Source organism: Mycoplasma sp. HS2188 (assembly GCF_025209835.1).
In the GTDB taxonomy this organism is placed as follows: domain Bacteria; phylum Bacillota_I; class Bacilli_A; order Mycoplasmatales; family Metamycoplasmataceae; genus Mycoplasmopsis.
Window position 1 is genome coordinate 1 of sequence record NZ_JAOAOI010000023.1, and the last position, 2,912, is coordinate 2,912.

The following is a 2,912-nucleotide window of genomic DNA, read 5'->3' on the forward strand; positions in this document are numbered from 1 at the left end:
CAGGATATCAATTTGTAACACCTTGCGAATCTGGTGTTGCGTCTGTATCTCTACCAACGACTTTATCACTATTTTTTAAAGCATCTAACAACGCTTGTTTAGCATCAGGATAATCATCTAAAGTATTTGCAAAATTATTGATCTCATTAACTTTGTTATCATATTCAGCTTTTTTAGCAGCATCAATTGCAGCTTTATCATTCGCAAATTTATCTTTTGCGCTTGCTAATTCGCCAATTGCTTTTTCATAAGCTTTACGTTTAGCATTTTTATCTGTATTACTATCAGTATCAATACCGTCTAAAACATTTTGAATTCTATTAACTTCTGCTTGATATGCGTCAGTAGCGTCTTTATAAACAGGGTTAGTGCTATTTATATCGCTTTGCGCACTTTGTTTATCAGTGTTGTATTGTTTTTTAGCTACGTCTAAAGAATCATTCAATGCTTTTTCATAAGCTGTATTTAAATTATCATAAGCAGCATTGATTGTTTCGTATGGTTTTTGGTTATTAGTTCCGTTTGAATGATTATCATTTTTAGCTTGTTCTAGTGCCTGTTTGATTGCATCATATTGAGTTTTGTCGCCTAAATTGTCATTATTTAGTAACTCAGCGACTTTTTCTTCTAACTTATTGTATACAGCGACTGCAGCATCTTGAATTGCTTGTTTTAATTTATTGGTTTCGCCATTGTAATCACTTGGATCAATTTGATTGCTTTCTTGTTCTTGTTGAATTACTGTTTGCGAACTTGTTTTTTGCTCGTTTAGAGGTTGGACTTGATTTGCTTCAATATATTCAGGTTTTTGAACTAATTTATCAATTAAAGCAACTTGTTTATCGTATTCAGCTTTAGCGGCATCAATTTGTGCTTTTTCGTTTTGAGCTTCTCTAAATGATGCTTCTAGTTGTTTTTTAGCTTCTTTGGCTGCTGCTTGTTTTGGATAAGGATCATTAGTTGCTGAACCAATCGCATTTTGTTCTCTTTCAACATCTTGTAAGGTGGTTCTAATTTTGTTGTATTCTGGTTTTGAGGCAGGAATATCATTTTTTAAATAATTATTAACTTCATCTTTAAGAGCATCGTATGCTTCAACTGCTGCTTTATCTGCGTCAGTAATTGGGAATTGTTGATCTGCATAAGCAATATCTTCGGTTAGTGAAGATGTTGCTTGATTGTAAGCTTTTGGTGTAGATTGATCATTAATTGTATTGGTAATAGAAGTTTTATCTTTTTCTAATTTATCTTTAATGTATTTTCTACTTGGATGGGTCGAACTTTCAGTGATTTTTTCGTCTAATTCACCTAATTTTGCATTGTAAGCTTGTTTTGCTCTTTCAGTTTCTTCGGCTTTCTTAGCTTGAATTTGATCGTGAATTTCTTCTAATTTTGCAATATATTCTTTGTAAGCTTTAACTTTATCAGCCTTGTAAGTAGGAGAGTTTTGGTCAGCATCTAATTCGGCAATTTTTTGAGTTAATTCATCATTTACTTTTTTAATTTCACCTTGAGCTCATTTTTGAGTTTCTGGATATTCATCTAAAGCATTTGCTTCATTGTCAAGCTCAGTTTTTTTAGCGTCATAATCAGCTTTTGCTTTTGCTATTTCAGCTTGATCAATAGCTTTTTGTAATTCGTCATATTGTGTTTCAGCTTGCGCCACTTTTTCGCCTAATTCTGCAATCTTGTCTTTAGTGTCATCGTGAATTTTGTTTGGTAAGCCTTGTTGTAATTGAGCAATTTTATCACGTAAGGTTTGATTAATTTCTTCATAACGTTGATTATTTTTAAGGTCATTATTTTTAATGAAATCATTTGCTTCTTCACTTAATTTAGTGAATCTATCGTTTGCTTGGTCAATTACTGAATTAATTACAAAATCAGCTTGATCTTTATATGTTTGGGCACTGATTGTTTCATTATTTTGTGCAGCTGTAATAACATCATTTGCATCTGTTTTTGCTTTTTCTAATTCATCTTGTTCGCCTGCATATTTTGGATCATCTTTTAATTGATCTAATTTTTCAACGGCCTTATCATATAGATCTTTTGCTTTGTTGATTTCTAACACTTTTTCATCAATAGTTGCAGTGAAATCAATCAGGATTTTACTTTGATCATCCAATGTTTCAATTGAAACACCTTCATATGGTGTTGGAGTAGCATTAGTTTTTACTGCTTGTTCTGATTGATCAATTAAATCATTTATTTGTTTATTTAAACCTTTAAGTTGTGGGTTGTGATCTACACCTAATTCATCTTGTGCATCTTTAAGTTTTTGCACTGCTTGACGGTGTTTTTCTTGGGCAGATTTAAGGGCAATTTGTGTTTTTAATTGCTCTAAAGCATTTTTAGCATCACTGTATGCTTTTTTAACATTTGCGACGTAATTTTGGTCACGAGTATTAGTTAGGGTACCTAATGTATTTGATAAAGTTTGAGCAATTTTGTCAATTTCATCATTGTATCAATTTTTGGTTTCAGGCAATGAGTCATCAATGGTTGCTTTATTATTCAATTCAGTATCGTAAGCTTTTTTAGCCTCGTTTATTTCGTTGGCTTTTTCTATTGCTTGTTTTAGGGCATCAACTTTATTTTTATAAACAGTAGGGTTTAAAACGTCATTTTCAGGAACTGTTGAAGTTAGATTATCAGCTATAGCATCTTTGATTAGATTGTATGCTTGTGGGTTTGTTAATGAATTTTCATCATTATTTTGGTTGTATAAATTATTATTAAGTTCTTTAGTTTTTTCAATTTCACTTTCTAATTGGTCAAATGATTCTTTGGCTAAATTAGCTTTTTGTTTAAATTGTGAAAGTGATTGCTCTAATTCATTAACTTTATTAACTTTAGGGTCTGCGCCTTGGTAAGTATCGGTCTTATCAACATTGACAGCATCTGCCTCA

Annotated in this window: 1 protein-coding gene; it reads right to left on the reverse strand. The window is 31.7% G+C overall.

Annotated elements, in window-relative coordinates:
• A partial coding sequence (locus tag N1F73_RS03975) for a hypothetical protein (protein ID WP_260360131.1) occupies positions 1–2,912 on the reverse strand: 2,912 nt, incomplete at both ends.